23 protein-coding genes are annotated in these 24978 nt (G+C 59.5%); 14 read left to right on the top strand and 9 right to left on the bottom strand.

Annotation, left to right across the window (positions count from 1 at the left end; genetic code table 11):
* Position 1: 1 nt before the first annotated feature.
* Positions 2-1039: an ABC transporter ATP-binding protein gene (locus ACYAR8_RS20940; protein WP_463580932.1), complete on the bottom strand. Its 1038-nt coding sequence runs from the start codon at positions 1037-1039 to the stop codon at positions 2-4.
* Positions 1040-1234: 195 nt separating this feature from the next.
* Positions 1235-2386 carry a putative ABC transporter substrate-binding protein YdcS gene (gene ydcS, locus ACYAR8_RS20945; RefSeq protein ID WP_074892267.1) on the bottom strand — a complete coding sequence of 384 codons (1152 nt, stop codon included), beginning with the start codon at positions 2384-2386 and terminating at the stop codon, positions 1235-1237.
* A 263-nt stretch (positions 2387-2649) separates the two neighbouring features.
* Here ydcS and ACYAR8_RS20950 point away from each other — a divergent pair, with 263 nt between their 5' ends.
* The 14 genes from ACYAR8_RS20950 (at position 2650) to ACYAR8_RS21015 (ending at position 19111) form a co-directional block, all read left to right on the top strand.
* Positions 2650-3408, top strand: coding sequence for a tellurite resistance TerB family protein (locus ACYAR8_RS20950; RefSeq protein ID WP_463580933.1), 759 nt, complete (start codon positions 2650-2652; stop codon positions 3406-3408).
* A 401-nt stretch (positions 3409-3809) separates the two neighbouring features.
* Positions 3810-5372 carry a methyl-accepting chemotaxis protein gene (locus ACYAR8_RS20955; RefSeq protein ID WP_463580953.1) on the top strand — a complete coding sequence of 521 codons (1563 nt, stop codon included), beginning with the start codon at positions 3810-3812 and terminating at the stop codon, positions 5370-5372.
* A gap of 9 nt (positions 5373-5381) precedes the next feature.
* Entirely contained in the window at positions 5382-5918 is a 537-nt protein-coding gene (locus tag ACYAR8_RS20960) for a chemotaxis protein CheW (protein WP_463580934.1), read from the top strand.
* Positions 5915-7270 carry a CheR family methyltransferase gene (locus tag ACYAR8_RS20965; protein ID WP_463580935.1) on the top strand — a complete coding sequence of 452 codons (1356 nt, stop codon included), beginning with the start codon at positions 5915-5917 and terminating at the stop codon, positions 7268-7270. Before ACYAR8_RS20960 ends, ACYAR8_RS20965 begins: the two co-directional genes overlap by 4 nt.
* Positions 7267-7950 (top strand): chemotaxis protein CheW, encoded by a 684-nt coding sequence (locus ACYAR8_RS20970; protein ID WP_074892262.1) that lies wholly within the window; start codon positions 7267-7269, stop codon positions 7948-7950. Before ACYAR8_RS20965 ends, ACYAR8_RS20970 begins: the two co-directional genes overlap by 4 nt.
* Positions 7947-10283 carry a response regulator gene (locus ACYAR8_RS20975; protein ID WP_463580936.1) on the top strand — a complete coding sequence of 779 codons (2337 nt, stop codon included), beginning with the start codon at positions 7947-7949 and terminating at the stop codon, positions 10281-10283. Before ACYAR8_RS20970 ends, ACYAR8_RS20975 begins: the two co-directional genes overlap by 4 nt.
* The gene (gene cheB, locus ACYAR8_RS20980) at positions 10280-11290 is read left to right on the top strand and encodes a chemotaxis-specific protein-glutamate methyltransferase CheB (protein WP_463580937.1); all 1011 of its coding nucleotides are present in this window, start codon (positions 10280-10282) and stop codon (positions 11288-11290) included. The genes ACYAR8_RS20975 and cheB overlap by 4 nt, the downstream gene beginning before the upstream one ends.
* A 45-nt stretch (positions 11291-11335) precedes the next feature.
* Positions 11336-12340, top strand: coding sequence for a response regulator (locus ACYAR8_RS20985; protein ID WP_074892257.1), 1005 nt, complete (start codon positions 11336-11338; stop codon positions 12338-12340).
* A gap of 159 nt (positions 12341-12499) precedes the next feature.
* A protein-coding gene (gene prfB / locus ACYAR8_RS20990; protein WP_108120905.1) for a peptide chain release factor 2 occupies positions 12500-13595 on the top strand; the annotation gives its coding sequence in 2 pieces (ribosomal slippage) (positions 12500-12571 and positions 12573-13595; 1095 coding nt in all).
* A 113-nt stretch (positions 13596-13708) separates the two neighbouring features.
* Positions 13709-15211 (top strand): lysine--tRNA ligase, encoded by a 1503-nt coding sequence (lysS, locus tag ACYAR8_RS20995; protein WP_074892295.1) that lies wholly within the window; start codon positions 13709-13711, stop codon positions 15209-15211.
* A gap of 213 nt (positions 15212-15424) precedes the next feature.
* Positions 15425-16156 carry a TetR/AcrR family transcriptional regulator gene (locus ACYAR8_RS21000; protein ID WP_463580938.1) on the top strand — a complete coding sequence of 244 codons (732 nt, stop codon included), beginning with the start codon at positions 15425-15427 and terminating at the stop codon, positions 16154-16156.
* Between the two features lie 18 nt (positions 16157-16174).
* Positions 16175-16732 carry a hypothetical protein gene (locus tag ACYAR8_RS21005; RefSeq protein WP_463580939.1) on the top strand — a complete coding sequence of 186 codons (558 nt, stop codon included), beginning with the start codon at positions 16175-16177 and terminating at the stop codon, positions 16730-16732.
* A 26-nt stretch (positions 16733-16758) separates the two neighbouring features.
* The gene (locus ACYAR8_RS21010; RefSeq protein ID WP_074892251.1) at positions 16759-18036 is read left to right on the top strand and encodes a flavohemoglobin expression-modulating QEGLA motif protein; all 1278 of its coding nucleotides are present in this window, start codon (positions 16759-16761) and stop codon (positions 18034-18036) included.
* 151 nt (positions 18037-18187) lie between these two features.
* Entirely contained in the window at positions 18188-19111 is a 924-nt protein-coding gene (locus ACYAR8_RS21015) for an alpha/beta hydrolase (RefSeq protein WP_463580940.1), read from the top strand.
* 215 nt (positions 19112-19326) lie between these two features.
* On the opposite strand, the gene ACYAR8_RS21020 is transcribed toward ACYAR8_RS21015, so the two are convergent.
* The 7 genes from ACYAR8_RS21020 to ACYAR8_RS21050 form a co-directional block, all read right to left on the bottom strand.
* Complete coding sequence (locus tag ACYAR8_RS21020; protein ID WP_463580941.1) at positions 19327-19728, bottom strand: hypothetical protein; 402 nt, start codon at positions 19726-19728, stop codon at positions 19327-19329.
* 51 nt (positions 19729-19779) lie between these two features.
* A complete protein-coding gene (locus ACYAR8_RS21025; RefSeq protein ID WP_463580942.1) occupies positions 19780-20172 on the bottom strand; it encodes a hypothetical protein in 393 nt (130 codons plus the stop codon).
* A gap of 96 nt (positions 20173-20268) precedes the next feature.
* A complete protein-coding gene (locus tag ACYAR8_RS21030) occupies positions 20269-20691 on the bottom strand; it encodes a hypothetical protein (protein ID WP_463580943.1) in 423 nt (140 codons plus the stop codon).
* A 21-nt stretch (positions 20692-20712) separates the two neighbouring features.
* Positions 20713-21150, bottom strand: coding sequence for a hypothetical protein (locus ACYAR8_RS21035; RefSeq protein WP_463580944.1), 438 nt, complete (start codon positions 21148-21150; stop codon positions 20713-20715).
* Between the two features lie 118 nt (positions 21151-21268).
* A complete protein-coding gene (locus ACYAR8_RS21040) occupies positions 21269-21694 on the bottom strand; it encodes a hypothetical protein (protein ID WP_463580945.1) in 426 nt (141 codons plus the stop codon).
* 161 nt (positions 21695-21855) lie between these two features.
* The gene (locus tag ACYAR8_RS21045) at positions 21856-22302 is read right to left on the bottom strand and encodes a hypothetical protein (RefSeq protein ID WP_265386946.1); all 447 of its coding nucleotides are present in this window, start codon (positions 22300-22302) and stop codon (positions 21856-21858) included.
* A partial coding sequence (locus ACYAR8_RS21050; protein ID WP_463580946.1) for an RHS repeat-associated core domain-containing protein occupies positions 22299-24978 on the bottom strand: 2680 nt, incomplete at its 5' end. The genes ACYAR8_RS21050 and ACYAR8_RS21045, both read right to left, overlap by 4 nt.

Here is a 24978-nt window from a genome sequence, read left to right on the forward strand (position 1 = left end):
CTCAATGCGCCTCAGCCGGCGCGTCCTGCAACACAATCATCGCTTCCCGCGCCCAGCATGCCGTCAGGCGTTGCCCCGGTTGATAGCGCGCGCCGGTGTCCAGCCACTGATCGTTGGCCTGGCTGACCGTGAGCGTCTGACCGTTGTCCAGTTTGACCTCGTAACGGGTAGCGCTGCCTTGATATTGAATGTCGTGCAGCACGCCGCTGACATGAACTTCGTGGCTCGCCCCGACGCCCTCGGCAAAACGAATGTGCTCGGGTCGAATCGAGAAAGCGTCCGGGTTGCCGCTCAACGCGTGCGCCAGTTCGCCGCGCACCACGTTGGAGGTGCCCACGAATTCGGCCACGAAGGTCGTCGCCGGTTTCATGTACAGATTGCGTGGCGTATCGACCTGCTCAATGCGGCCCTTGTTGAACACCGCCACCCGGTCCGACATTGACAGCGCTTCGGTCTGGTCGTGGGTGACGAAGATGAAGGTGATGCCCAACTGGCGCTGCAGTTTCTTCAGTTCGCTCTGCATCTGCTCGCGCAGCTTCAGGTCGAGGGCGCCGAGGGGTTCGTCGAGCAGCAGCACGCGCGGGCGATTGACCAGTGCCCGCGCCAGGGCCACACGCTGGCGCTGGCCGCCGGACAGTTGCACGGGTTTGCGCGCGCCGTAGCCCTCGAGGGCGACCATGCTCAGGGCCTCGTCGGCCCGCTTGATCCGTTCGGCCTTGCCGACGCCTTTGACTTTCAGGCCATAGGCGACGTTGTCCCGCACGTTCATGTGCGGGAACAGCGCGTAGTCCTGAAACACGGTGTTGACGTCACGCTGGTAGGGCGGCAGGCCGGCGGCTTCCTGGCCATGAATGCGGATCGAGCCGGCGCTGGGTTGCTCGAAGCCTGCGATCAGGCGCAGGCAGGTGGTCTTGCCGGAACCCGAGGGGCCGAGCATGGAAAAGAACTCGCCGTCCTCGATGTCGATGGACACCCGGTCCACGGCTTTCACTTCGCCGAACAGCCGCGAAACCTGGGAGAACTGGACGGCGTGGGTCATGGTGGTTAATTCCCGAAATCAAGTCGACTGACAGCTGCTGCCGTCACAGCAACCGGGCTGGATGCATCTGAATGAACACGGTCTTTGTAGGAGTGAGCTTGCTCGCGATTGCGTCCTGGCAGTCACCTGCGACCAGGCTGTAACAGCGCTATCGCGAGCAAGCTCACTCCTACACGGAGCGGGCGATGCAGGCGTCTAACGCCCACCCATGATCGCAATGTAATCCTGGGTCCAGCGGCTGTACGGCACGTACTTCCCGCCCTCGGCCTGGGGTGTTTTCCAGAAGGCGATCTTCTCGAACAGATCAAACCCGTTGGTTTCGCAGCCTTCGGCGCCGAGCAGTTCGTTACCCTTGCACGCTTCAGGTACCACCGGCAGAGAGCCGAACCAGGCGGCGACGTCGCCCTGAACCTTCGGTTGCAGCGACCAGTTCATCCATTTGTAGGCACAGTTCGGGTGTTTGGCCTCGGCGTGCAACATCGTGGTATCGGCCCAACCGGTGGCGCCTTCCTGAGGGATGGTCGAGGCGACGGGTTGTTTGTCGGCGACCAGCCCGTTGACCATGTATCCCCACGAACTGGACGCTGCCACGCCTTCGTTTTTCACGTCACTCATCTGCACCGTCGCGTCATGCCAGTAGCGATGAACCAGCGGCTGCTGGGCGCGGAGCAGGTCGAGCACGGCCTTGTACTGGGTCTCGGTGAGCTGGTAAGGGTCGACGATGTCCAGCTCTGGCTTGGCGGTCTTCAAATACAGCGCGGCGTCGGCGATGTAGATCGGTCCGTCATAGGCCTGAACCCGACCCTTGTTCGGTTTGCCGTCGGGCAAATCCTGCGGCTCGAACACCACACTCCAGCTCACCGGCGGCGTCTTGAACACGTTGGTGTTGTACATCAGCACGTTCGGGCCCCACTGATACGGCGTACCGTAAGTTTTGTTTTCAACCGTGTACCAAGGGCCATCTTTCAAGCGTGGGTCGAGGGTTTTCCAGTTCGGGATCAACGTGGGCTCGATGGGCTGCACGCGCTTGCCGGCGATCAGACGCAGCGACGCGTCGCCCGATGCGGTGACCAGGTCATAGCCGCCCTTGGTCATCAGGCTGACCATTTCGTCGGACGTTGCGGCGGTCTTGACGTTGACCTTGCAGCCGGTTTCCTGCTCGAAGCCGGTTACCCAGTCGTAAGCCTTGTCGCTTTCGCCGCGCTCGATGTAGCCCGGCCACGCCACGATATCCAGCTGCCCCTCGCCATCGCCCACCGCCGTGAGTGCTTCAGCGGCCTGCACCGCGCCGCTGGTGAATAGTGCGGTGATCACGGCGCTCAGAATCGCGGTCTTGTGCACGGACATGTTGGGTTTGCCTTATGGTGGTTGTGTGGGCAGAGATCGGTGATGCAGAGCGTAGTGCCCAGTTCGATCCTCGACAAACTTGACGCAGCAAATACCGAGCCCATTCGTGGAGGCGGAGACGGGGGAGTGAAAACCTGTCGTCATCCGGCCCTCAGGACAACCCATCGCCGCAACATTCAGATGCAAACCTGCTCAACGGCTGCTGGTGCCTTCGCCCTAACCTGCGGGTCGAATCGTCTGTCCCCATTTCTGAAGGTGAAGTCATGAACACGCGCGGTTTGCTTGATCAATTGTTGAAATCCGGTCAGGACCTGCTGCAAAACAAGGCCGGCGCTCACGAAAAGAGCGGCAAAAGCGGGCAAAACGGGCAGGGCGGGCTTGGCGATCTGCTTGGCAAGGTTGGTGGCAGCGGCTTGGGAGGCCAACTGGGCGGCAGCCTTGGCGGGCTGCTTTCCGGTGCTGGCGGCGGTGCGTTGGCGGCGGGTGCGATGGGCTTGCTGATGGGCAACAAAGGCGCACGCAAGATGGGCGGCAAGGCGCTGACCTATGGCGGGCTCGCAGCCTTGGGCGTGCTGGCGTACAAGGCGTACGGCAACTGGCAGGCGAGTCAGGGTGTGGCGCAACCGGTTGAGCCGCAGACTGTGGACCGCGTGCCCCCGGCCCAGATCGAACAGCACAGCGAGGCCATCCTGCGGGCGCTGGTGGCAGCAGCGAAGGCCGACGGCCACGTCGACGAGCGTGAACGCGAACTCATCGAAGGCGAATTCACCCGGATCACCGGCGACAACGAACTGCAGCAATGGCTGCACGCCGAGCTGAACAAACCGCTGGATCCTGTTGATGTCGCCCGCGCGGCGCATACGCCTGAAATCGCTGCCGAGATGTACCTGGCCAGCGTGATGATGGTCGACGAAGAACACTTCATGGAGCGGGCTTACCTGGACGAACTGGCCAAGCAATTGAAGCTCGACCCGGCGCTGAAGACCGAGCTTGAGCAACAGGTGCGTCAGGCGCAGCCGTAAACCAGGGGGCTTGCCCGCGATCCATAACAAGTAACCTGAAACCCGCGACGCTGCCGGATCAGGCCCAACACTCGTTGGGCCTGATCCGCATTCTTCTGCCCTGATCAACAAGCCCCATTCCAGACATCCGCCTTCAACGCATCCGTACCATCAAGCAACGCCACATCAAGCCGATAGCGTGTAAGACAATTCCGATCTGGCTGTGTGTTATGGCGTTTTTCCCGTCAGAAACACTCCGAATATTGGTAAGGCACTGGGCTATACTCCCGCTCGCTTTGGACCGTCTGTCGGTCCGCTTCTTGAACCCGGTCATGCCGGCGTTGAACCCTTGAGGGCTGACTGTGAAGAACTGGACGTTGCGTCAACGGATTTTGGCGAGCTTCGCTGTCATCATCGCCATCATGCTGTTGATGGTGGTTGCGGCATTCAATCGCCTGTTGGTGATTGAGAACAGCGGCGATGCGGTTCGCCTGGACGCGCTCCCCGGCGTTTTTTACAGCAGTACTGTGCGCAGTGCATGGGTTGAAAGCTACGTAGCCACCCAGCATTTGCTGGTTGAAGGCGCGGGTCGCGACCTCACCGGCGCTGAAGAAGACCAGTACAAAGAATTCGAAGACCGCCTGCAGGCGCAGATCGCCAATTACCAGAAAAGCATTTTCGACGAATCCGATCGCAATGACTTTGCCCAGTTTCTGCAATTGCGCGAACGCTACCAGCTCTTGCTCAACGGTGTGCTTGCGGCTTACCAGGGCGATAACTACGCGCTGGCCCAGCGGATGTTTGCCGAACAACTCACGCCCGCGTGGATGGAGGGTCGCAAACAGCTCAACGCACTCGGCGCCAAGAACAAGGTGGTCGCCGACAACGCATCCGACGCCATTCAGACAGCCGTTTCCAGTGCCAAAATCACCCTTGGCATCTCGCTGATCATTGCCCTGCTGGCGGCGGCCGCGTGCGGTCTGTTGTTGATGCGCGCGATTCTGGCGCCGATGAACCGCATCGTGCAGATTCTCGACACCATGCGCACCGGCGACCTGAGCACGCGTCTGAACCTGGACCGCAACGATGAGTTCGGATCGGTGCAGACCGGGTTCAACGACATGGTCGCCGAACTGGCCGCCCTGGTGTCTCAGGCCCAGCGCTCGTCAATTCAGGTGACGACCTCAGTGACCGAAATTGCCGCTACCTCCAAGCAGCAACAGGCAACCGCCACCGAAACCGCCGCAACGACTACGGAAATCGGTGCCACGTCCCGCGAGATTGCCGCGACGTCCCGGGATCTGGTGCGCACCATGACCGAAGTGACCTCGGCGGCGGATCAGGCTTCGGTCCTGGCGGGCTCCGGTCAGCAGGGCCTGGCGCGCATGGAAGAAACCATGCACTCGGTCATGGGCGCGGCCGATCTGGTCAATTCCAAGCTGGCGATCCTCAACGAGAAGGCCGGCAACATCAATCAGGTCGTGGTGACCATCGTCAAAGTCGCCGACCAGACCAACCTGCTGTCGCTCAACGCCGCCATCGAAGCCGAAAAGGCCGGCGAATACGGCCGTGGTTTCGCCGTGGTGGCGACCGAGGTCCGGCGTCTGGCCGACCAGACCGCTGTGGCCACCTACGACATCGAGCAGATGGTTCGGGAGATCCAGTCGGCGGTGTCGGCAGGCGTCATGGGCATGGACAAATTCTCCGAAGAAGTGCGTCGCGGCATGTACGAAGTGACCCAGGTCGGCGAGCAGCTCTCCCAGATCATCCATCAGGTGCAGGCCCTCGCGCCGCGTGTCTTGATGGTCAACGAAGGCATGCAGGCCCAGGCCACCGGCGCCGAACAGATCAACCAGGCGCTGGTGCAGTTGGGTGACGCCAGCAGCCAGACCGTTGAATCCCTGCGTCAGGCCAGCTTCGCCATCGATGAGCTGAGCCAGGTGGCGGTGGGGCTGCGTAGCGGCGTTTCGCGTTTCAAGGTCTGAGTCAGGCCCATGATCGAGCATTCAGCCAGGCGCAGCGCTGCGGTGTTGCCGAAGAACAAGCTGTTTCTGCTGTTCCGCATCGGCGCGGAACGCTATGCGCTGCAAGCGACTGAAGTCGCTGAAGTCCTGCCACGGCTGATGCTCAAACCCATCGCGCATGCGCCGCACTGGGTCGCGGGTGTATTTGCCCACCGCGGCGCGATCGTGCCGGTCATCGACCTCAGCGCGCTGACCTTCGGCCATCCTTCTCAACTGCGCACCAGCACGCGGCTGGTGCTGGTGCACTATCGCCTCGGCGGCGATCGTCCCGCGCGGGAGCTGGGTTTGATCCTTGAGCAGGCGACCGACACGCTGCGCTGCTCACCCCATGAATTCAAAGCCTACGGCCTGGACAACGCACAGGCGCCGTATCTGGGCCCGGTGCGCGAGGACGAACACGGCCTGCTGCAATGGATCCGCGTGGAGGACTTGCTCAGCGACGCCGTGCGCGAACTGTTGTTTCCCGAGCAGCCAATGGGCCTTGATGCCTTCGAGGTCGCGCCATGAGCAGCGATGCGCGTTTCTTCGCTTTTCTAAAGGACCGCATCGGGCTGGACGTCGCCTCGGTGGGCGAGGCGATCATCGAGCGCGCCGTGCGTCAGCGCTGCACGCTGTCCAGGGCGCGGGACCACGACGATTACTGGCAGACCCTGCTGGTTTCGGCGGATGAGCAACAGGCGCTGATCGAAGCGGTCATCGTCCCCGAAACGTGGTTTTTCCGTTATCCGGAATCCTTCGCCACCCTCGGCAAGCTGGCCAATGCCCGGCTGGCTCAGCTTAACGGTGTGCGTCCGTTGCGGATTCTGAGCCTGCCATGCTCCACCGGCGAGGAGCCATACTCCATCGCCATGGCGCTGTTCGACGCAGGTTTGCGAGGCCCGCAGTTCAGCGTCGAAGCGGTGGACATCAGCCCGCTTTCAATCCAGCGCGCGCGCCAGGGCGTGTATGGCAAGAACTCGTTTCGCGGCGATCAGCTGGGTTTCCGTGAGCGTTTTTTCAATGCGGCGGACGACGGTTATCGCCTGGAAGAGCGAGTGCGTGATCAGGTGCGCTTCCAGTCCGGCAACCTGCTTGATCCCGCTATGCCAGTGGCACAGTCGGCCTACGATTTCGTGTTCTGCCGCAACCTGCTGATCTACTTTGACGTCGACACCCAGCGTCAGGGCTTCGAGGCGCTCAAACGCATGACCCGCGACGACGGCGTGCTGTTTATCGGCCCCGCCGAGGGCAGCCTGCTCGGGCGCATGGGCATGGAGTCGATCGGCATTGCCCAATCGTTTGCCTTTCGTCGGCGTGACGAGGCCGTTTCCGAACCCCACAGCGGCCTGACTGCCCCAGCCTTGCCGCTGTCGCGAAACCATTCATTTTCTCCTCATTCAACGTCTGCTCACCCAACCTCGGCCCAGTCGCGCGTCACTCATAAACCGCAGCCCTTCGCGCCAAGGTTGTTGGGTGATCCTGCGCTGACTGAGGAGCGCAGGGCTGCGCTCAGGCCGGACATCAAGGCGGTGGTAGCGCCGGGTGCTGGCAATGGCGAAGCTGCCGAGTTGCTGCGCAGCATCGCGGCCCTTGCCAATGAAGGCCGCAGTGCCGAGGCGAAGGCCGCAGGCGAGCAGTACCTCAAGCGCTTTGAACCCGTTGCGCCGGTTTTTTACTGGCTGGGCCTGCTCAGCGAAGTGGCGGGGGAGGCGAGTGCGGCACAAGGGTTTTATCGCAAGGCGTTGTATTTGCAGCCGCAGCATCCGGAAACCCTCGCGCAACTGGCCGCGCTGCTTGCCGCCCAGGGCGACAGCGCAGGGGCCCGGCGGCTGCAGGAGCGCGCGGCACGGGGTGTCACTAAAGAAGGACGCAGTGGATGAGTCGCGTACACACAGAACTGGTCAGCGACGACGCCGAGGCGATCGACGACTGCTGGAACCGCATCGGCATCCATGGCGACCGGTCCTGCCCGCTGCTTGCCGATCATATTCATTGCCGCAACTGCTCGGTGTACTCGGCCGCAGCAACGCGCTTGCTCGACCGTTACTCGCTGGCGCAGGAGCAGCGTGTGTCGATGCACAGCGATGCCCTCGCCGTCGAAGTCGAAACCCGCTCGACCGTGGTGTTTCGTCTGGGCGAAGAGTGGCTCGGCCTGCCGACCCGTTGTCTGGTGGAGGTGTCGCCGGTGCAAGCCATTCATTCGCTTCCGCACCAGCGCTCCCGCGCCTTGCTGGGCGTTGCCAATGTCCGTGGCGCCCTGGTGGCGTGCCTGTCGTTCGTTGAACTGCTCGGGCTGGACCCTTCAGTCGCGCCGGTCGGTGATGCACGAACATTGCCGCGCATGCTGATCGTTTCGGCAGACGGCGGTCCGGTGGTGGTGCCTGTGGACGAGGTCGACGGCATTCATGCCATCGAAGCGCGCCTGCTGGATACCGCCTCGGCGTCGGCGCAGAACAGCAACGCGCGCTTCACCCGAGGCGTCGTGCAATGGAAAAACCGCAGCCTGCGCCTGCTTGACGAAGACCAGCTGTTGTCGGCCGTAAACCGGAGCCTGACATGACGCCCGATCAAATGCGCGACGCGTCGCTGTTCGAACTCTTTACCCTTGAGGCGGAAGCGCAGACCCAGGTGCTGAGCGCGGGCCTGTTGGCCCTTGAGCGCAATCCGACCCAGGCCGATCAGCTGGAAGCGTGCATGCGCGCGGCCCATTCGCTGAAAGGCGCGGCGCGCATTGTCGGGGTCAACGCCGGCGTCAGTGTTTCCCACGTCATGGAAGATTGCCTGGTCAGTGCCCAGGAAGGGCGATTGCACCTGCTGCCCGAGTACATCGATGCCCTGCTGATGGGCACCGATTTGCTGATGCGCATCGCCACGCCTGGCGCCAGCGTGCCGCAGGCGGATGTGGACGGCTATGTGGCGCTGATGAACAACATGGTCAGCGACGATCCGGCCATGAAAGCTATGCTGGTGCCCACCGCGCTGCCTTCCCTTGAAGACATCTTGCTTGCCAACGCGCAGTCGCTGGTCACCTCGCTGCAGTCGGCGCAGGATTCGGCGGCCGAAGAACTGGCTGCCGCCATCGTCGAACCCGTTCCCGATCCGGCGCTTAAAGCAGATGGCCCCGGTGAGCGACGTGTGGTCGAGACCGGCGAACGGGTCCTGCGCGTCACCGCCGAACGCTTGAACAACCTGCTGGACCTGTCGAGCAAGTCACTGGTCGAGACTCAACGGCTCAAGCCGTACCTGGCCGCAATGCAGCGGGTCAAACGCACCCAGACCGGCGCAACCCGAGCGCTGGACAGTCTTGAAGCCTTGCTCGGCGCCAACACCGATCCCGACGCGCAAAAGGCGCTGGACGAAGCGCGGCGTCTGCTCGGCGAAGCGCAGCACTTGTTGATTCAGCAGACGGCTGACCTCGACGAGTTCGGCTGGCAGTCCTCCCAGCGCGCGCAACTGCTGTACGACACCGCGCTGGCCTGCCGCATGCGCCCGTTTGCCGATGTGCTGGTGGGGCAGGCGCGCATGGTCCGGGATCTGGGCCGCTCGCTGGGCAAGCAGGTTCGCCTGGAAATCGACGGCGAGAAAACCCAGGTCGATCGCGATGTCCTGGAAAAGCTCGAAGCGCCGCTGACCCATTTGCTGCGCAACGCCGTCGACCATGGCATCGAGCTGCCCGAGCAGCGCGTCGCCATCGGTAAGCCAGCCGAGGGGCTGATTAAGCTGAAGGCCTCGCACCAGGCCGGGCTGCTGGTGGTCGAGCTGATCGACGACGGCGCCGGTGTCGATCTCGAAAGCCTGCGCCTGAACATCGTCGAGCGCAAACTTTCGCCTGCGGAAACCGCTGCGCAGTTGAGCGAGGAAGAGCTGCTGAGCTTCCTGTTCCTGCCCGGCTTCAGCATGCGTGACAAGGTCACTGAAGTGTCCGGCCGAGGCGTCGGCCTGGACGCGGTCCAGCATATGGTTCGGCAGCTGCGTGGCGGCGTCGAACTGGACCAGCGCGCGGGGAAGGGCAGCCGTTTCCATCTCGAGGTGCCGCTGACCTTGTCGGTGGTGCGCAGTCTGGTGGTGGACGTCGGCGGCGAAGCGTATGCCTTTCCGCTGGCGCACATTGAGCGGATGCGTGACGTGCGCGCCGACGAAATCGTGCAGCTGGAAGGGCGTCAGCACTTCTGGCATGAAGAGCGTCACGTCGGGCTGGTGGCCGCCACTCAGCTCCTCAACCGTCCGGCCAGCCAGCACAGTGAAGACGTGCTCAAAGTGGTGGTGATTCGCGAGCGCGATGCGGTGTATGGCGTCGCCGTGGAACGCTTCATCGGCGAACGCACGCTGGTGGTTCTTCCGCTGGATCCGCGCCTGGGCAAGGTGCAGGACATCTCCGCCGGCGCTTTGCTCGACGACGGCTCAGCGGTGTTGATCATCGACGTTGAGGACATGCTGCGTTCGGTGGAGAAACTCCTCAACACCGGGCGCCTGGAACGCATTGATCGCCGCAGTCGTCAGGCTGACACCCGGGTGCGCAAGCGTGTGCTGGTGGTCGATGACTCACTGACCGTGCGCGAACTGGAACGCAAATTGTTGCTCAGCCGTGGCTATGAAGTAGCTGTGGCCGTGGACGGCATGGACGGCTGGAACGCCCTGCGCGGCGAGGATTTCGATTTGCTCATCACCGACATCGACATGCCGCGCATGGACGGCATCGAACTGGTGACGCTGGTGCGTCGCGACAGCCGCCTGCAATCGCTGCCGGTGATGGTGGTGTCGTACAAGGACCGTGAAGAAGATCGCCGTCGCGGACTGGACGCCGGCGCCGATTATTATCTGGCCAAGGCCAGTTTCCATGACGATGCGCTGCTTGATGCAGTCGTTGAGTTGATAGGAGATGCGCAGGGATGAAGATTGCCATCGTCAACGACATGGCCATGGCGGTAGAGGCGTTGCGCCGCGCGCTGGCCTTCGAGCCGGCGCACCAGATCGTCTGGGTGGCCAGCAACGGCGCCGAGGCCGTCGAGCGTTGCGCCCAGCTAAAGCCCGATCTGATATTGATGGACCTGATCATGCCGGTGATGGACGGCGTGGAGGCGACTCGACGTATTATGGCGGCGACCCCGTGTGCCATCGTCATCGTCACCGTGGATCGCGAGCAGAATGTGAATCGGGTGTTCGAAGCCATGGGTCATGGCGCGCTGGACGTGGTCGACACGCCCGCGCTGGGGGCCGGCAATCCCAAGGATGCAGCCGCGCCTTTGTTGCGCAAGATACTTAATATAGGCTGGCTCATTGGCGAGCGGGACACGCGGGTCCGCCCCGCGCCGCCACCGGTGCGCGAGTCGGCACAGCGTCAGCGGTTGATCGCAATCGGATCATCGGCCGGCGGGCCCGCCGCGCTGGAAATCCTGCTCAAGGCGCTGCCGAGGGATTTTCCGGCCGCGATCGTGCTCGTGCAGCACGTGGATCAGGTATTCGCCGAAGGGATGGCGCAATGGCTGAGCGGCTCTTCGGGGCTTGAGGTCAGGCTGGCGCGCGATGGCGAGCCGCCGCAAGTGGGCACGGTGCTGCTGGCAGGTACCAACCACCATATTCGTCTGCTCAGGAACGGCACACTGGCGTACACCGCAGAGCCGGTTAACGAAATTTACAGGCCCTCCATCGACGTGTTTTTCGAAAGTGTGGCCAGCTATTGGAATGGTGACGCAGTGGGTGTTTTGTTGACCGGCATGGGCCGTGATGGTGCGCAGGGACTCAAGCTGATGCGTCAGCGGGGCTTTCTGACCATCGCCCAGAATCAGGAAAGCTGTGCGGTGTACGGCATGCCTAAAGCGGCTGCGGCGATTGACGCCGCCATGGAAATTCGCTCACTGGACTCGATCGCACCTCGCTTGAAGGAGGTATTCACCCAATGAATTTCCAGGTGATTTCACAGCCCGCCTGTGACCAGGAGACCCCGCATGCATGATTTGCAACTGGACGATCTGAACGCCACGGATGAAAACGCTGCGATGGTACTGCTGGTCGACGATCAAGCCATGATCGGCGAGGCCGTCCGACGCGGGCTGGCGCACGAGGACAACATCGACTTCCATTTCTGCGCCGATCCGCATCAGGCAATTGCACAGGCGATCCTGATCAAGCCCACTGTCATCCTTCAGGATTTGGTCATGCCCGGCCTGGACGGCCTGACCCTGGTGCGCGAGTACCGCGCCAATCCGAAGACCCGTGACATCCCGATCATCGTGCTTTCGACCAAAGAAGACCCGATGATCAAGAGTGCCGCCTTTGCCGCCGGGGCCAATGATTACCTGGTCAAACTGCCGGACAACATTGAACTGGTCGCGCGCATTCGCTACCACTCGCGCTCCTATATGACCCTGCTGCAGCGCGACGAAGCCTATCGTGCGTTGCGCGTTAGCCAGCAACAGCTGCTCGACACCAACCTGGTGCTGCAGCGCCTGATGAACTCGGATGGCTTGACCGGCCTGTCCAACCGACGCCACTTCGACGAGTACCTGGAGCTGGAATGGCGCCGTTCCACCCGGGAGCAGACGCAGATCTCGCTGTTGATGATCGACGTGGATTACTTCAAGGCCTACAACGACGCCTTCGGCCATCTCGAAGGTGACGAGGCGTTGCGTCAGGTCGCCAAAGCGATCCGCGCCAACTCCAGCCGTCCCTCCGACCTGCCGGCGCGTTACGGTGGCGAAGAATTTGCGCTGGTACTGCCCAGCACCTCACCGGGTGGCGCACGCCTGCTGGCGGAAAAACTGCGCCAGACCATCGCCGGCATGAACATCCCCCACGTCGCCCCGAGCCAGGGCTCGAGCCTGACCGTCAGCATCGGTCTGGCCACTGTCGTGCCGCAAGTGGGCAGCCACAGTCGCCAGCTGATTCAGAGTGCGGATCAGGGGTTGTATGCCGCCAAACACAATGGCCGCAATCAGGTGGCGGTGGGGTAGGGCGAGGATTTGCATTCCTGCGCGCTCTGGCCGTAACCGGGTCGGGTCCTTGGCAACAACAACGAACGCGGCGCACCCCTGCCCAACGGACTGCCATCCCGGGTTTGCCTGCGTTATACTCGCCGGCTTTGTGAAAATCGCCTGCGAGTGCTGCCCACCATGGAAATCAACCCGATCCTAAACAGCATCAAGGACCTGTCCGAGCGCTCCGAAACCATTCGGGGGTATCTTTGACTACGATCACAAACATGATCGTCTGACCGAAGTTAACCGCGAGCTCGAAGATCCAAACGTCTGGAACAACCCGTCGTACGCCCAGGAGCTGGGCCGCGAGCGTTCGCTGCTGGCGCAGATCGTCGATACCCTCGACGAAATGAGCACCGGCCTGGTGGATGCCAAGGACCTGTTGCTGATGTCCGCCGAGGAAGAAGACCAAGCCGCCGTCGACGACGTTGCCGCTGAAGTCGAGCGCCTGCGCGAGGCCCTGGAAAAACTGGAATTCCGTCGCATGTTCAGCGGCGAGATGGACCAGAACAACGCTTACCTGGACATCCAGGCCGGCTCCGGCGGCACCGAAGCCCAGGACTGGGCGAACATCCTTCTGCGTATGTACCTGCGCTGGGCCGACAAGCGCGGCTTCGACGCGACCATAATGGAATTGTCGGCCGGTGAAGTCGCCGGTATCAAGGGCGCCACGGTGCACATCAAGGGCGAGTACGCATTTGGCTGGTTGCGCACCGAAATCGGTGTCCATCGTCTGGTCCGCAAGAGCCCGTTCGACTCCGGCAACCGCCGTCACACCTCGTTCTCGGCCGTGTTCGTTTCGCCGGAAATCGATGACAACATCGAAATCGACATCAACCCGTCGGACCTGCGTATCGACACCTACCGCTCCTCCGGCGCCGGTGGTCAGCACGTCAACACCACTGACTCGGCGGTCCGGATCACCCACGTTCCGACCAACACCGTGGTCAGTTGCCAGAACGAACGTTCCCAGCACGCCAACAAAGACACCGCGATGAAGATGCTGCGGGCGCGCTTGTACGAGCAGGAAGTGCAGAAGCGCAATGCGGCCTCGCAAGCGCTGGAAGACACCAAGTCGGACATCGGCTGGGGTCACCAGATCCGCTCGTACGTACTCGATGCCTCGCGCATCAAGGACCTGCGCACCAGCGTCGAACGCAGCGATTGCGACAAGGTGCTCGATGGCGACATCGACGAATACCTGATCGCGAGCCTCAAACAGGGCCTGTAATCGCCACACCACTGTTGCGGGTTGGCACGTCACCATGACGTCGCCGCCCGCGATCCTTCGTCGCACTTCCCGGCCAGACGAAGGGCCACGAACCTGTGATGGATAATCAAGACATGAGCGACCAACAACTCGACCCGCAAGCCCAGCAACAGGAAGAAAACAGCCTGATCGCCCTGCGCAAGGAAAAACTTGCGGCCGAGCGCGCCAAGGGCAATGCCTTCCCGAACGACTTCCGTCGCGAAAACTACTGCAACGACCTGCAGAAACAGTACGCGGACAAGACCAAGGAAGAGCTGGCTGAAGCGGCGATTCCAGTCAAGGTTGCCGGGCGCATCATGCTCAACCGTGGCTCGTTCATGGTGATTCAGGACATGACCGGTCGCATTCAGGTCTACGTCAATCGCAAGACGCTGCCGGAAGAAACCCTGGCCTCGGTCAAAACCTGGGACATGGGCGATATTATTTCGGCCGAAGGCACCCTGGCCCGCTCCGGTAAAGGCGATCTGTATGTCGAAATGACCAACGTGCGCCTGCTGACCAAATCCCTGCGTCCGCTGCCCGACAAGCACCACGGTCTTGTCGACACCGAACAGCGTTATCGCCAGCGTTACGTCGATCTGATCGTCAACGATGAGGTCCGCGAAACCTTCCGTATTCGCTCGAAAGTCATCGCTCACATCCGCAGCTTCCTGATGCAGCGCGATTTCCTCGAAGTCGAAACGCCGATGCTGCAGACCATCCCGGGCGGCGCCGCGGCCAAGCCGTTCGAGACGCATCACAACGCGCTGGACCTGGAAATGTTCCTGCGCATCGCGCCTGAGCTGTACCTCAAGCGTCTGGTGGTTGGCGGGTTCGAGAAAGTGTTCGAGATCAACCGCAACTTCCGTAACGAAGGCGTTTCGACCCGGCACAACCCCGAGTTCACCATGCTCGAGTTTTACCAGGCCTACGCTGATTACGAAGACAACATGGACCTGACCGAAGAGCTGTTCCGTGAACTGGCCCAGCTGGTTCTTGGCAGCACTGACGTGCCTTACGGCGACAAGGTGTTCCACTTCGGCGAGCCGTTTGCGCGTCTGTCGGTGTTCGACTCGATCCTCAAGTACAACCCCGAGCTGACCGCCGATGACCTGAACGACATCGACAAGGCCCGCGCCATCGCCAAGAAAGCCGGCGCCAAGGTGCTGGGCTTCGAAGGTCTGGGCAAGCTGCAGGTGATGATTTTCGAAGAGCTGGTCGAGCACAAGCTGGAGCAGCCGCACTTCATCACCCAGTACCCGTTCGAAGTGTCGCCGCTGGCCCGTCGCAACGATGACAACCCGAACGTCACCGACCGCTTCGAGCTGTTCATCGGCGGCCGTGAAATCGCCAACGCCTATTCCGAGTTGAACGACGCGGAAGACCAGGCCGAGCGCTTCATGGCTCAGGTGGCGGACAAGGATGCGGGCGACGATGAGGCCATGCACTACGATGCAGACTTCGTCCGGGCCCTGGAATACGGCATGCCGCCGACAGCGGGCGAGGGCATCGGCATCGACCGTCTGGTCATGCTGCTGACCAACTCGCCGTCCATACGTGATGTCATCTTGTTCCCGCACATGCGGCCGCAAGCCTAAGCGTCAAAACAAGCCGCCTGCGCAGGGCGGCTTTTTTTTGGCTGTTTGTTGAGTGCGCGGCTGCATTTGGAGATGCTATCGCGAGCAAGCTCACTCCTACACGGGCACTCCGCCGATTGTAGGAGTGAGCTTGCTCGCGATGACGTCGGCGCAGACACCGCCGCAAGCTGACGTTGCTGTGATGTGAATGACTCGAAAAAAGGAAATCCAGTTGTGAACCGCACGATCGCTCAAAAGGGAGCCGCTGGCCTGGCCACGGCAGTCGCACAGAGTGTTCAGTACCAGGGCCGCAAGGCGAGTCGACAGGGAAGTGAACAGCGTCGGCAACAGATTCTCGATGCGGCCATGCGCATCCTCATTCGTGACGGCGTTCGGGCCGTGCGTCATCGCGCAGTCGCTGCCGAAGCGCAAGTGCCGCTCTCTGCCACCACCTACTACTTCAAAGACATCGATGACCTGCTCACCGATGCCTTCGCGCAATACGTTGAACGCAGCGCGGCGTACATGGCCAAGCTGTGGACCAACACCGAGGCGCTGCTGCGCGAGATGGTCGCACGCAATGACGGCAGCGCCGAAGCCCGCGCCCGGCTGGCCGATGAGATCGCACGAATGACCATGGAGTACGTACGCCATCAACTGCTGACCCGTCGCGACCAGCTCATTGCGCAGCACGCCTTCCACCTCGAAGCGCTGATCAACCCGCGGCTGGCGCCATTGGTGAGTGCCCACCAGCAGATTCTGTTGCAGGGCAGCGCCCAGTTTCTCGAAGTCATGGGGTCGGCTCAGCCGCAACTGGACGCCCAAGTGTTGACGGGGCTCATCTGCCGGATGGAATATCAGGGGCTGCTCAACGGGCCTCGGCCCGGCACAGACGAAGAAATGCTCGCTATTCTTACTCGCCAGATGCATCTGGTACTGGGCACTGCCAAGCCGATGGCTGGCTGATACCTCAAGGAGAACCTGATGAAAGTCTGGCGCGTATTGCTCGCCCTGTCGTTCGCGCTGTTGAGCGGATGCCTGGTGACGTTCAAGGACCCGATTCCGGCCAGCAACACCGCCCCGCCCAAATTGCTCGGCACCTGGAGCAGCAAAAATGCCTGGGGCGAGCCGCTCGAACTGGAAATCAGCCGCGCCGGCCCCGATCGCTACAAAGCGGTCAGCTACCGCAAAGGCGATCGCAAGAACCGTGACGAGTACGCCTTCACCGTGTCGCGCCATGGCAGTCGCTGGTACCTCTCCGCTGCGCTGCCTGACAAATACGGCGCCAATTACGTCATCGCCGGTTTCGACCTGATGCAAAACGAGAACGGTGCCGATGAACTGGTGGTCTATGACCTCGACCTGGAGCGGTTTCAGCAGTTGGTCGAGCAGAAGCTTCTCGACGGCGAGCGGGTCGATACGGTCAAGGGTGACGGCATGCTGATCTCAAGTCCCATGGACAAGGTCTTTGCCTACCTCGACGACCCGGCCAATTCCGACGTCTTTCTCAAAGCAGCTCAATATCAGCGCATGACCAAATAGCGCAACGGTTCAATAAGGGGTACCGGGTGGACGAATACCAGCAGACTATTCGCACGTTGTCCGATCGTATCGTGGTGGCGCAGACGCCGATTCGCATCCTGGATGCCGTGAAGTGGGATGACAACATCCGCAAGACCTTCCTCGACGGCAAGGGCAAGCACCTGCCGGAAGTCGATCGCGCGTACTACGAGAATCGCCCGCTGGGCTTTGATTCCGGCGCGGTGAAGCTGGAGTTCCAGAACATCGAGCGTGACATCACCCGGCAGCTGGGCCAGTTCAACCCGGTCGGGCAGATCATGCGCCGCATGTGCAAGGAGTACCGGATGGTCATCCGCATGCTCGAAGCGCGCGGCACCCCGGACTTCGGTTTGATCTCTCAGGAGCTATACGGCGCGGCGTCCGATGCCTTTCACGCCGGCGACCCGACGCTGTCCGACCTCGGCATGATGCTCTCCGATTACCTGAACAACATTGCCGGTCGCGGCGATCTCAAGGATGAACCGAAAATCCTGACGGCGAAAGACGCCGTTGCGATGCTGCAAACCCGGCTCAATCGCACGTTCGGTGAGGCTGAAGAGACAATCCGGGTGTTTGAATCCGATGGCATCGTGGCAGACGCTGCCGCCGGCGCGGACTACATCAAGATCCGCAGCGACGCGATGTTCAACGAGCGAGACGTGCGGGCGCTGGAAGTCCACGAAGGCCTGGTGCACGTCGGCACCACGCTCAATGGACAGAATCAGCCGATCTGCACCTTCCTGTCCAAAGGCCCGCCCTCGTCGACAGTGACTCAGGAAGGCCTTGCGATTCTGATGGAGATCATCGGCTTTGCCTCCTACCCGAGCCGCCTGCGCAAGCTGACCAACCGCACCCGCGCCATTCACATGGCCGAGGAGGGCGCTGACTTCCTGCAGGTGTTCGACTTCTATCGCGAGCAAGGCTTCGGTATGTCGGAAAGCTACGGCAACGCCAGTCGGGTATTCCGGGGCTCGGTGCCGAATGGGCTGCCATTCACCAAGGATCTGTCCTACCTCAAGGGCTTCATCATGGTCTACAACTACATCCAGTTGGCCGTGAGAAAGGGCAAGCTGGAGCAGGTGCCGCTGCTGTTCTGCGGCAAAACCACCCTGGAAGACATGCGCACGTTGCGCCAGTTGGTGGACGAAGGTTTGGTTGTACCGCCCAAATACCTGCCCGATCAGTTCCGCGACATGAATGCGCTGTCGGCGTGGATGTGTTTCTCCAACTTCCTCAACCACCTGAGCCTCGACCGGATCGAAGCGGATTATTCGAATATCCTCTGATACGTCCTCGTTTGACTGGGACTTGTAGGAGCCGGCTTGCTGGCGAAGGCGTTAATCCAGTCGACATGTGCGCAACTGACCCAGCGCCTTCGCCAGCAAGCCGGCTCGTAGGGTTTTGTATCGTGATCTATCGTGAATTGAAGGACATCGCGTGAAGCGTCTTCTTACATTGCTCCTGGTCATCTCCCTCAGTGGCTGCAGCGAATTGCTGTTCTACCCTGAACGCGGTTTGCCGCTGACGCCGGACAAAGCCCACCTCGCCTGGCGCGATGTCACCCTCACGGCGGCCGACGGCACCAGACTCAACGCGTGGTTTCTGCCGGCCAAGCCCGGCGTGCCAGTGAAGGGCACGGTGCTGCATCTGCATGGCAACGGCGGCAACATGGCCTGGCATCTCGCGGGGAGTTGGTGGTTGCCGGAGCAGGGCTATCAAGTGCTGCTGGTGGATTATCGCGGCTATGGCCGGTCCGAAGGTGAGCCTAGTCTCCCGGCCGTTTATCAGGACATCGACGCGGCGTTTGACTGGCTGAACGCGGCGCCTGAAGTGCAGAGCAAACCGCTGGTGGTCCTCGGCCAAAGCATCGGCGGGGCGCTGGCCGTGCATTACCTGTCCGAACATCCGCAGCAGCGCGCGCGGGTCAAGGCGCTGGTGCTCGATGGCGTGCCGGCGAGCTATCGTGAGATGGCGCGCTATACCCTCAGCACGTCGTGGCTGACGTGGCCCATCAAACGGCCGCTGTCGTGGGTAATCCCCGACGGCGACAGCGCCATCAACGGCATGCCGCAGCTCAAGGGCACGCCGATGCTGCTGTTCCAGAGTCTGGATGACACGCTAGTGCCGCTGCACAACGGCATCAGCCTGTATCAGGCCGCGCCACCGCCGCGCGTTCTGCAACTCACGCGCGGGCCTCACGTGCAGACTTTTAACGACCCCACATGGCGTGAGGTCATGATTCGTTATCTGGACGATCCGCAGCACTTCAACGGGCTGCGCAGGTTGGGGGAAATTCCTAATTATCCTGATCCTCAAACCGGCAAGGCGGCGCCGTCGTCCCAACCGCCGGCGCACGAGTGACGATGAGTAACGACGCTGATCGCATCCCGCAGATACTCACCGGAGTCGCCTGCGACTGCATAAGGGGACTGATTTATTTACAACGCTTCACCGTAAATTAATCTGTCCCTGCTGGTGAGGTATTCGCCAGCTCCATGGGCAGCGCCCTGTCTCTTTTCATCCACAAGCGCGGAACTGAAAAATGGGGCGTTCCCTTAGCCCCTGCTGCACACGTATTACTTTTTTCTTGAAGCGAAGTTTCTCCGTGCGGCGTCAGCTACATCCTCATCTTCATCTAGAAACAGCTTTTCAAGAATGCCAAGGGGCGTTTTTCTGTTGCAGGCTATCCCGCATCTCACCACGGAGTCAGAATCTTCTGACAGACTTTCAAACAGAATCTGCGAGAGTTTTCTTTTGCTTGCTACGAATCGTTTACTTTCAGGGTCGGCTGAGCACAACTCTTCAAGAATATCGAGCGGTACTGTTTTATTGTGTACAACCCACCTCATGTAATCAGGGTAGCTCTTAAGGACCGCACGCCACACGGAGATCGGTGCTTCTTCCATGGCTGCTCTATCGTATTCCGCCTTGATGGTGCTACTTCGTAGCGCTACAAATTCTTCTGCAGATGTGATCATTTGTCTTTCCAATATTAAAAATTTAGTCAAAGGCGCCTGCCCCTTAAATTCTTAGATGCTTATTCTTTTTTTAGCTGCCTCCGCAACGATAGGGTCATTGTCTGTCGATAGCATCAATAAGATATCTGCTGGCACCTTAGGGTTACACGCAATTCTGTGCCGGACACTGATGTTTTCATCACCCGCCAGTCGTTCAAAAATCACGCGACTGATTCTTCTCATCATGGCGACATTCCAACGTACATTCATGTCTTCGCTTAGAGAAAGCCGCTCTAGCACCTCGATCGAGATGGTGTGATTAAAAACAACATCTCGTGACAGATGCGGGTATTTTAAGAGTACGTCAAACCAGACTTCATCAGGTGCTGAGTCAAGTGCCTTCCCGTTTTCTTCTTCGCTCTCGCTCTCGATGTATTGCTTGAACTCTTCAGCGCTTGTGATCATGATCCATCTCCTTTCGCATCCCGACATGTCATGCCTTTCATAGGCATAAAGTTAAAGGGTGCCGTGCTCTTCAACTTTCTTCAAAGTCGTCCAACCCTAGCGTGCTTTGCTCTCGATCTCTTCAACTCTGCGCTTGTAGTTTTTCGCCGCAACACGAGCAACGTCTTCGTCCACATCCTTAAGCAATCGTTTAAGGATTTCCAATGGGGTCTTTTTATTGGCGCATATTGCGACCCGGACGTCAGAATCTTCATCTTGTGAGAGGCGCTCGAACAATGTAGTAGAGAGTTTTCTTTTACGTGCCACGAACCATCTGGTGCTGGCATCGAACACACACAGCATTTCGAGAATCTCTACCGGCACGGTTTTATTGTGCGCGACCCACCGCCTGTGATCGGGAAATCTTTCTATTACCTCATGCCATACGGCGACTGGAGCTTCCTCCATAGCGGATCTGTCATATTCCGCCTTTATGTCACTGTCACGAAGTGCTAGAAATTCTTCAGCAGATCTAATCATTTCACCTCTTACTTTGGGGATTTAAAGGGACTGGTTCCTTAAGCTCTCGGTCTGACTTTTATTTTTTCTAAAGTCGTAGTTATCCCTTGCGGCGCGGGCCACCTCTTCGTTTACGTCCTGAAAAAGGCTTTCGAGAATATCCATCGGCGTTTTTTTATTAACGCTAATGGCAATTCGGATGTCTGTGTCGGCGTCTTTTGAAAGGGTCTCAAAAAGTGCGTATGAAAGCTTTCTTTTGCACGCTACAAAGAATCTTACATCGGCGTCAAATCCACATAGCTCTTCGAGAATCTCAACTGGCACGGTTTTATTGTGGGCGACCCATCGCCTGTGATCGGGGAATCTTTCTATGACCTCACGCCACACGGCAATTGGCGCTTCCTCCAAGGCGGATCTATCATATTCGGCCTTTATGTCACTGTCTCGCAAAGCTACAAACTCGTCGGCTGACCTAATCATTTTACGTCCTTACACTTCACAGCTTTGATGTTTTGACCGGTTTTGGTTTTGTAGTTCCTTGAGTGGTCGCCGTAGATATGAGCATGGGCCAGCCATGCACTATTAGGCTTATACGATATTAAACGAGACCGTCCCTTATAGTCCTTATTTTTCTCTCATCAAGATTAAGCCTAGCTACGCTTGCGACATCTTCGTCCTTATCTGTTAGCAATCGCTCTAAAACAGCGACTGGTATCTTTCTATTCGCGGCTATCGCCACCCTCACAACATCGCTAACGTCTTTAGATAGCATTTTAAACATCGCTAGGGATAATTTCCGTTTTCTCGCGACAGACTGCCTGATAGTGCTGTCAAAAATACAAAGTTCTTCAAGTATTTCCAGAGGTACGGTTTTGTTGTGCGAAACCCATCGCCTATAGTTTGGGTGCTTGATGATGATCTCGCGCCAAACAGATATTGGAGCTTCTTCCATCGCAGCTCGATCATACTCGTTTTTTAAATCGCTACTTCGTAATGCGATAAAGTCTTCAGCAGAATTGATCATTTATTGTCATTGCATTTCAGGGACCTGAAGTCAATGTTCTTTCCGATGCCATTTTTGTGCTTGCTCACGTGATCACCGTGAATGTCCGCGTCAACGACCCACGTGCCAGTTTTATGAAACTAAAGGGATCCGTCCCCTCTGGTCCTAACCCGCCCTCGAAATTAAAGGGGGCCGCCCCCTCTGGTCCTAGTCTGTTTGCTCTCCAACTCTTCAATTCTACGCTCGTAGTTTTCCGTCGCCACACAAGCAACGTCTTCGTTCACATCCTGACGCAGTCGATCAAGGATTTCCAACGGAGTCTTTTTATTGGTACATATTGCGACCCGGACGTCAGAATCCTCATCTTGTGAGAGACGCTCAAACAACGCAGCAGAGAGCTTTCTTTTACGTGCCACGAACCATCTGGTGCTAACATCGAACACACATAGCATTTCGAGAATCTCCACCGGCACGGTTTTATTGTGCGCAACCCATCGCCTGTGATCGGGAAATTTTTCTATCACCTCACGCCATACGGCAATTGGCGCTTCCTCCATGGCGGATCTGTCGTATTCGGCTTTTATCTCACTGTCGCGCAGCGCTACAAATTCTTCGGCGGAATTAATCATTTTATATCCTTGCACTTTAGCGATTTGAAATTTATATTTTTTCCAACTGTGCTTTTGTGTTTGTCCATGTTGTCGCCATATATATCAGCATCAGCCTGCCACATACCACTAAGCGAATACACTTTCCACGCACTTTCCCCATGTCCTGTTTTATCCTCCGACCACCACGTTTTAGATACAAAGTGTCGATAGTATTTTGCATAACCCACGCCGGGGACATTACCCTCGCAAACTCGGTCATAGCGATTGACCTCCCATTTTTTTCTGCATGCGCGTTTACAGTTTTGGTTAGGCTTATCAGACTTAGGCTTTCGCCCCGGTCCAACGGCTGAACTTGCCAGCCCTAACGGATCGACCCAGCTGATTGAGTTCGGCGCGTACTGGTAGATGTTTAGTCCACCTAAATACCCAATCGGGTCCTCGCTAATGAAACGCCCGACCCTAGGATCATAGTACCGATGCCTGTTGTAGTGCAGGCCGGTTTCGTGGTCGTGGTATTGGCCTTGGAACCGGATCGGGTTGGTCAGGCCGATTTGTTGGGCGAATTCAGAACGCTGTTCCTGCGCTTCGCCCCACGCTTTGTATTGCGCGCTCCAGGCGGTGTTGCCGTTGTGGTCGGTGATTTCCTGCGGCGTGCCGAGGTGGTCGCATTGGTACCAAGCCAACGCATCAATTGGTAGCGCGACGGGTTTGTAGTTCCAGAGCGGGTCTTCTTTGAAGTTGTAGCGGCCCTGATACGTCGGCTGACTCACGAGGCGGATTGTTTCGTGGCGGATGGCCTGGGCCACCGGGACGAAGGTGCCGGGTTCTTGGATGTAGTGGACGGTTCGGCCGAGGGCGCCAGCGTATGGGGGAGGACTGCTTTCCCACGCCAGGTTGTCGCCGTCCCAGCCGTACAAGGTGAAGCCGCAGCCGAGCTCGCGCTCTTTACGGGCGCGTTCGTTTTCGTTCCAGCCGGTGCCGGCTTCAGGACGAGGTCGGTAGTGAGCTTTTGAGAGTTTGTAGAGGCGCCTTCCTAGTGGGTCGTAGCCGAAGTCGACGGTGAGTCGCGGATCGCAGAAATGCACTAGACGATCAAAGAGGTCCCAGTGCAGTTCGCTGCGCAGGCCGTCGGTCCAGCGCTCGGTCTGGTTACCGCGTTCGTCGTATTCGTAGTGGCCGCCGCCGTAGTCGCGCAGCAGGTTGTCGACGAGTTTATGGCGGACAGGTTCGGGGTCGAGTGGACGGCGGACGGGTGCTGCGCTGTCGTCGAGCAGGTTACTCGCGGGATCGAAGGCGAAGGTTTCCACGCCCAAGCGACTGGTCGCATTGATAAGTCGGCTGACGGGATCGTATCGGTAGCTCAATTGCCCGCGACGGCTGTCATTGATGTCGGTGAGCTGGCCGGCGGCATCGTAGGTGTAGGCGCGTTTAATGAGCGTGGTTTTATCGTCTGCCCGGCCCAGTAGCTGTTCTTGAAGGCGTCCTGCCGGGTCCCATTGCTGGGTTTGCAGCAGGTTGTTGCCTTGGTGCCGGCTGATCTCGCGGTGGAGGTCGTCGCGCTCGTAGCTGAGCAATTCGTGCTCGTCGAGCTTCAGACCGATCAGATGACCGCTGCCATAGGTCAGCCAGCTGACGCGATGGCCGTCCGGTCTGATAGTCGCGATGCGGTTATTGAGCGCGTCGTACTCGTGCTGCCAAACGGCAACCAGTGGCTTGTCCAGATTCGAGTAATGCTGATGTTCGCGCAGCAGGTTGCCGGCCGGGTCGTGGAACCATTGCAGCTTGCTGATGGCGTTGGTCGCCATGACCAGATGGCCATTGCCGTCGTAGGCAAAGGTTTCGCTCTGGGACTGTTCGCCGAGGGTGGCGCGGCGTTCGGTCAGGCGGCCCATCGGGTCGAAGGTCAATGCGATCGTGCGTTGGCCGTTGAGGGTTTGGGCAAGGCGCCCCGTCTCGGGATCGTACTGATAGCGAGTCGAGCGATTGTCGAAGCCGCGTTCTTCCAGCAGCCTGCCGACCGGGTCGTAGTGAAAATGCGCGCTGCGTTCGTTTTCGTTTTCCAGCGCGACGAGGCGGCCGAGTTTGTCCCACCGATAGCGCAGGGTTTGTTCGGCGGCGTCGACGCGTTCGGCGATAAATCCCGCAGCGCTGTAACGCCAGGTGGTGCAGCGTTCCAGGCCATCGGAATGGGCGAGCAAACGACCTTCGGCGTCGCGGCTAAAGCGTTCTTCGGTCTTGTCGGGATGTTTGATCAGGACCAACTGGCCTAACTTGTACTCGTATGTAGTGCTGTGCCCGGCCGGGTTGGTGAAGCGAACCACCTGGCCGCGTTCGTCGTACTCCCAATTGCTAGTTTTCCCCGAGCAATCGACGTATTTCAGCAACTGGCCGGCGGCGTTGTACTCAAGTTTCTTGGTATTCCCGTTGGCATCCTTGATCGCCGTTGGAAGCCCGAATGTGTTGTAGGCGTATTCGGTAACGTTCTCTAGCGGATCGATTGCTTCAACCAGATTTCCGCGAAGGTCGTAGTCACGCTTCCACAGCCCACCTTCGCCATCGCTGATCTTGATCAGATGACTTTTATCGTCGTAGGCGTAATTCATGACGCTGTGATCAGCGCGCGTGTGTTCAGTGAGGTTGCTCAGTTTGTCGTAGCGATAGCGATCCGTGCTGCCGTCGGTGTGGACGTGGCGG

This window comes from Pseudomonas sp. HP_01 (assembly GCF_055284355.1).

What these genes read in the sequence shown, in the direction of transcription:
- ACYAR8_RS20940 (WP_463580932.1), bottom strand. Translation starts at nt 1,039, where the DNA reads ATGACCCACGCCGTCCAGTTCTCCCAGGTTTCGCGGCTGTTCGGCGAA.
- ydcS (WP_074892267.1), bottom strand. Translation starts at nt 2,386, where the DNA reads ATGTCCGTGCACAAGACCGCGATTCTGAGCGCCGTGATCACCGCACTA.
- ACYAR8_RS20950 (WP_463580933.1), top strand. Translation starts at nt 2,650, where the DNA reads ATGAACACGCGCGGTTTGCTTGATCAATTGTTGAAATCCGGTCAGGAC.
- ACYAR8_RS20955 (WP_463580953.1), top strand. Translation starts at nt 3,810, where the DNA reads ATGCTGTTGATGGTGGTTGCGGCATTCAATCGCCTGTTGGTGATTGAG.
- ACYAR8_RS20960 (WP_463580934.1), top strand. Translation starts at nt 5,382, where the DNA reads ATGATCGAGCATTCAGCCAGGCGCAGCGCTGCGGTGTTGCCGAAGAAC.
- ACYAR8_RS20965 (WP_463580935.1), top strand. Translation starts at nt 5,915, where the DNA reads ATGAGCAGCGATGCGCGTTTCTTCGCTTTTCTAAAGGACCGCATCGGG.
- ACYAR8_RS20970 (WP_074892262.1), top strand. Translation starts at nt 7,267, where the DNA reads ATGAGTCGCGTACACACAGAACTGGTCAGCGACGACGCCGAGGCGATC.
- ACYAR8_RS20975 (WP_463580936.1), top strand. Translation starts at nt 7,947, where the DNA reads ATGACGCCCGATCAAATGCGCGACGCGTCGCTGTTCGAACTCTTTACC.
- cheB (WP_463580937.1), top strand. Translation starts at nt 10,280, where the DNA reads ATGAAGATTGCCATCGTCAACGACATGGCCATGGCGGTAGAGGCGTTG.
- ACYAR8_RS20985 (WP_074892257.1), top strand. Translation starts at nt 11,336, where the DNA reads ATGCATGATTTGCAACTGGACGATCTGAACGCCACGGATGAAAACGCT.
- lysS (WP_074892295.1), top strand. Translation starts at nt 13,709, where the DNA reads ATGAGCGACCAACAACTCGACCCGCAAGCCCAGCAACAGGAAGAAAAC.
- ACYAR8_RS21005 (WP_463580939.1), top strand. Translation starts at nt 16,175, where the DNA reads ATGAAAGTCTGGCGCGTATTGCTCGCCCTGTCGTTCGCGCTGTTGAGC.
- ACYAR8_RS21020 (WP_463580941.1), bottom strand. Translation starts at nt 19,728, where the DNA reads ATGATCACATCTGCAGAAGAATTTGTAGCGCTACGAAGTAGCACCATC.
- ACYAR8_RS21025 (WP_463580942.1), bottom strand. Translation starts at nt 20,172, where the DNA reads ATGATCACAAGCGCTGAAGAGTTCAAGCAATACATCGAGAGCGAGAGC.
- ACYAR8_RS21030 (WP_463580943.1), bottom strand. Translation starts at nt 20,691, where the DNA reads ATGATTAGATCTGCTGAAGAATTTCTAGCACTTCGTGACAGTGACATA.
- ACYAR8_RS21035 (WP_463580944.1), bottom strand. Translation starts at nt 21,150, where the DNA reads ATGATTAGGTCAGCCGACGAGTTTGTAGCTTTGCGAGACAGTGACATA.
- ACYAR8_RS21040 (WP_463580945.1), bottom strand. Translation starts at nt 21,694, where the DNA reads ATGATCAATTCTGCTGAAGACTTTATCGCATTACGAAGTAGCGATTTA.
- ACYAR8_RS21045 (WP_265386946.1), bottom strand. Translation starts at nt 22,302, where the DNA reads ATGATTAATTCCGCCGAAGAATTTGTAGCGCTGCGCGACAGTGAGATA.